Source organism: Enemella dayhoffiae, from assembly GCF_002250625.1.
Lineage (GTDB): Bacteria > Actinomycetota > Actinomycetes > Propionibacteriales > Propionibacteriaceae > Enemella > Enemella dayhoffiae.
In genome coordinates this window covers 1-4,334 of sequence record NZ_NMVQ01000029.1, presented here as the reverse complement: position 1 = coordinate 4,334, position 4,334 = coordinate 1, and the positions used below count along the sequence as shown (strand labels likewise).

Here is a 4,334-nt window from a genome sequence, read left to right as displayed (position 1 = left end):
GTCGATTCATAGACCCGAGTGGTGAGACGAACCGTGAGGTCAGGACGATCACCGCGAAGCATCCCGGGCACATGGTGCACCTTGACGTGAAGAAGGTCGGACGGATCCCCGACGGCGGCGGTTGGCGCTCCGCGGGGTCGACCTGACCGGGGTCCGGGTTCAAGGTGTCGCTGGTCGGCTAGTTGTATGAGGCCAGGACGTTGTTGACGCGTGACGGCGTTGCCGACGCGGGCGGCATTCCACCGTGCACACCGTGGGGCCTGTGGTAGTTGTAGCCGGCGATCGCCAGCCCCGCGCGCCCCCAGGCGCGCGCCTGCTCGGCCGCGTCCTCACCGCGCCGCTCGGCGCCCCCGACGCTGCCGGCGATCTGGGTGCCGAGCGGGTGACCAGGCCGACGCCCATTCGTCGGGGCCAGTTCGGTGACCAGCCGGCGTACCGGCAGCCCCGGGTTGAGCGCCTGCCCCGGGTCCTGGCAGACGAACGCCAGCTGATCGACCCGTCAGCGGCGTACGCCCGACCCGAGACCGAGCGGGTCGAGACCGCCCACCCGCAGCCGACCCTCTGCAGCCGCCCCGGCCGGCAGAGATCCGCGCAGCGCCCGGAGCAGGGTGCTCATGCCCGACCCGGAGGCCCCGGTCAGCACCAGCAACCCGCCTGGTGTCGCAGTGAGGTGGCCGGCAGCAGCGTGCGAGTCGGCGGGTGCGGATGCCGGAGAACTGCTGGAACGGGTCGGGCTGGGCCCCGAGCACCTGCGCCGCCGGACGGGTGAGCTGTCCGGCGGGCAGCAGCGCCGGGTGGCGTTGGCCCGCGCGCTGGCCCGCCGGCCCGGGCTGCTGCTGCTTGCTCGCGGGTCGGCACCCCGGCGCCGTCGGTCGGCTCGAGCCGGAACAGGCCGACCGCTGGCCCTCCCAGCTGTCCGGCAACGGCAGCGGGTCGCCCTGGCCCGCGGCCTCGGCGTGCGGCTGGTCACCCACGACGAGGCCGTGGTGCAGCGGTGCGCGGAGGTGGTCCGGCTGGGTTGGGCGGCTGGGTCAGGCGTACGCCGCCCGCAGGGTTCGCTCGACCGCGGCGATCCACCCGGCGCCGAAGCGCTCCGGATCGGCCAGCCACTGCACCAGCGCCCCGACCGCAGCCGGTTCGTCGCGCTCGTCGCAGACCGACGACACGATCAGCTCGCCACAGTTCGGGACGGCCCCGGGCAGGTGGGCGGTGGCGCGGTCGAACGCGGCGGCCAGCTCACCGGCCCGGTCGGCGTCGATCACCTCGGTACGACGATGCCGCAACTGTTCCCCCGCCAAGCGCAGCACCTCGGGCCGGCTCTCGTCACCGGGGCAGTGCCGGGTCAGGGCGTCCGCCAGCGTTAGAAGGTGCTCATCAAGCAGAACCGTCGGCATCCCGCGTGCCGCGAGTACGCCGGCCAGCCAGCGGACCTGGGCGTACGCCTGCGCCGGTTCCTCGGCGGCGATGGTCACCAGCCAGCCGGAATCGCTCGCGCTGAACGCCCTGCCGCGTACGCCGAAACGCGCTTCCCAGTAGGGAAAAGCGGCATAACTGGTGCGGATGGCCTCGGTCACGGCCTCGAGTGCGGCCGGGTCGGTGGTGACCCAGTGGTCGCCCGCCTCGGGGTTGACCTCACGGGCCGATCGGACAGAATCCATGGCGGATAGTGTCGCAGGCTGGTGATAAGTTGACGATTTGGGTCGATCGGGGAAGCGGAGGGCGAGTGGCAAGCATTGCGCAGGTGGCCGACATGGCCGCTGTGCCGTCCCTGCAGCTGCTCCGCTGGATCCACCAGTACGGGCTGCTGGAGAATCGCGGCGGCCTCGGCATGTTCATCGACGACGACAACGTGGTGCGGCTGCTCCGGATGAGCGAACTGGTCGCCCGCGGCGTACCCGAGGCCGAGGCGGTCCAGGAGGTCCGCGGGCTGGGCTTAGCCGGCACCCCCGAACTGCCACACCGCGGCAGCGAGCTGGTCGCCCGAGGACACGCGGGTGACGTTGCGGCGCTGGAGGAGTTGCTGCTGAGCCGGTTGCCCCGGCCCACCTTCGAGGAACACGTCGACCGCTGGCTGATGCCCGAGCTGCGCCGCGTCGGCGAGGCGTGGGCGTCCGACGAGATGACCACCCAGCAGGAGGAGTTCGTCTCCTCCGGAGTGCTCGCCCACCTGTACGCCCGGCTGCGCGAGCCCGCGCACGCGCCGCTCCCCATGCGGTCGGTGGTGCTCGGGTTGCCCGCGGGCCAGTATCACGAGATCCCGGTGCTGACGATGGCCCTCGCGCTCCACCTGCGCGGGATCCGGGTGCACTATCTGGGTGCCGCGGTGCCGAAGCGGGACTGGGTCAGCACGGTGATCCGCGAAGGGGCCACCGCCGTGGTGCTGGCCGCTCGCTCCCCCAGCGCGGCCCGGGCCGCCACCGATCTGACCAACGCCCTCGCCAAGGTCGCCCCCGGCTGCAGCGCCTGGGTGGGCGGCAGCCATTGCGATCGCGTACGCAACGCCTTGTGCACCCCGGACTCGTTCCAGCAGGCCGCCCAGCAGATCGCCGACTCCCTCGGCGAGGCGTCCGTCGCCGGCTGACGCCTGCCGCCGACGCTCCCGACCGTTCACCGCCCCGGGTGTCCGGGGGTGCTCGCCGAGCCGGTCACCCACGCTTCCCTTCCCTTTGACTCGCCAATGGGTTACGGTCCCCCCAGGGTCTAAATGATTTCACTCAATAGGGGTGTCGGATCTGGACGGCGTACCGAACCCGGTGATCCACTCCTGCCAGATCCTCGACCCCGGGCGCGACGTGCCGCGGATCGAGGTGATCGACTCCGAGACGCTGAAGCGCGGCGCGCGGATGGCGTACAGCCGTTCCAGGATCGTGGACGCCGACAACCACGACCGCGTGCTCGCCTACACCGAGGGTCAGGGCGCGACCATCGGTCAGGTGCCCGAGGGGCTGGAGAAGATGCCGGAGGACGAGCTGGAGATCTTCGACTCACCGGAGCTGCCGCCGTTGTGGCAGGCGTTCGGGGCCGCCCGGGGTGAGAACGGAATGTGGCGGCTGCCGCCGCTGTCCGATGAGGTCGCCTCACCCGATGCGGCCCTGCACATCGGCCCGCAGCATGTGGTGCTGGAGACCGCGGCGATGGACCTGGCTGCCGGGCTGGTCGGGAGTGATCGGCTGCAAATGATGTCCTGGCACGTGATGTTCCTGGCCCGCGGGAAGACCGGTCCGTTCTCGGTGACCGGCGAGGCGTCGCGGGGCGCGGACGGGAGGGTCGGCGTACGCCTGCTTCTCAACGACGACGGCGAGGGTGACCGGGCCGTCTCGTCGGCGTCGGCGGTGTTCCAGCTCGTCGACTGAAACGACGAATCCCCGGCCGGATGCTGCTGGCCGGGGAGCTGCTCGGTGCGCCTAACTGGACTTGAACCAGTGACCTCTGCCTTATCAGGGCAGCGCTCTAACCGTCTGAGCTATAGGCGCGTGATGCGTCGGCACCGAGGATGAAGGCTACTACAACGGAGCGGCGGCCCCAAATTCCTTTCGTCACGTCCCCTCGACACGTCGGCCGCTGCTCCGCATGGCCGACTCCCGGAACGGATCAGTCCTCGGCGAGGGTGACCTCGAGGCCGCCGATCATCGCGGACGCCAGGTTGTAGAGGAAGGCGCCCAGGGTGGCCAGTGCGGTGAAGATGACCACGTCGATCACCGCGATCAGCGCCGCCGTGCCCATCACCTTGTTGGTGTTGATGTAGTCCTGGATCCGGAACGGGGTGGTGTCACCCGGGGTCTGGATGATGTCACCGACCATCTTGTTGATCTCGTCGAACAGCCCCGAGGAACCGATCACGGCCCACACGGTGCCGGTCGCGACCCAGAGCACGATGCCGGCGGCGACCGAGAACAGGAACGCCGTCTTCATCACCGACCACGGGTCCACCTGGGACAGCCGCAGCCGCGCCTTTCGGGTACGCCGGGCGGCGCCGATCTTGCGCATGGTTCCGGTGGTGGTGGTGCTGGCGGCACCGCCGCGGCTCAACTCGGCCGCGGAGCCGCCCGGCTCAGAGGTGTCCTCGGCCTCCCGGTTTGCTGGCGGCGGTACGGCGGCGGCGGCGCTGCCGGTGCTGGTCTGCGCCCGGCCAGCACCAGTGCTCTGACCACCCTTGCCGCGACCGCGCAGCTTGGCGGCCAGCGCCCCGGCACCGGCTCCGACGGCGGCGGCACCACCGGCGAGCCGGGCACCCGAGCCCTTGGACTCGGTGGTCGTCGGCTGCTGCTGGGTGGGCGCCGCCGGGTTGCCGGCGGCACGCGCCCCCGGCCCCGCCGCGCCAGCGGCCCCAGCAC

General features: G+C 71.4%; 4 protein-coding genes, 1 tRNA gene and 2 pseudogenes. 4 read left to right on the top strand and 3 right to left on the bottom strand.

From position 1 onward, the window contains the following. Positions 1-137: pseudogene (locus CGZ93_RS18465) on the top strand (IS481 family transposase); the annotation flags it as partial. A 477-nt stretch (positions 138-614) separates the two neighbouring features. Continuing rightward, positions 615-782 (top strand): annotated as a pseudogene (locus tag CGZ93_RS19885) (hypothetical protein); the annotation flags it as partial. Positions 783-1,031: 249 nt separating this feature from the next. Here CGZ93_RS19885 and CGZ93_RS19505 read toward each other — a convergent pair. Then, entirely contained in the window at positions 1,032-1,658 is a 627-nt protein-coding gene (locus CGZ93_RS19505; protein ID WP_229117424.1) for a hypothetical protein, read from the bottom strand. 92 nt (positions 1,659-1,750) lie between these two features. Here CGZ93_RS19505 and CGZ93_RS12660 point away from each other — a divergent pair, with 92 nt between their 5' ends. Both CGZ93_RS12660 and CGZ93_RS12655 read left to right on the top strand, forming a co-directional pair. Next, the gene (locus tag CGZ93_RS12660; RefSeq protein WP_141211203.1) at positions 1,751-2,581 is read left to right on the top strand and encodes a cobalamin-dependent protein; all 831 of its coding nucleotides are present in this window, start codon (positions 1,751-1,753) and stop codon (positions 2,579-2,581) included. A gap of 142 nt (positions 2,582-2,723) precedes the next feature. Then, the gene (locus CGZ93_RS12655; RefSeq protein WP_094364530.1) at positions 2,724-3,353 is read left to right on the top strand and encodes a hypothetical protein; all 630 of its coding nucleotides are present in this window, start codon (positions 2,724-2,726) and stop codon (positions 3,351-3,353) included. Between the two features lie 46 nt (positions 3,354-3,399). Here CGZ93_RS12655 and CGZ93_RS12650 read toward each other — a convergent pair. After that, positions 3,400-3,473, bottom strand: a tRNA-Ile gene (locus tag CGZ93_RS12650). 118 nt (positions 3,474-3,591) lie between these two features. Further along, the coding region (locus tag CGZ93_RS12645; protein ID WP_094364529.1) for a DUF3566 domain-containing protein at positions 3,592-4,334 on the bottom strand (743 nt) is incomplete at its 5' end.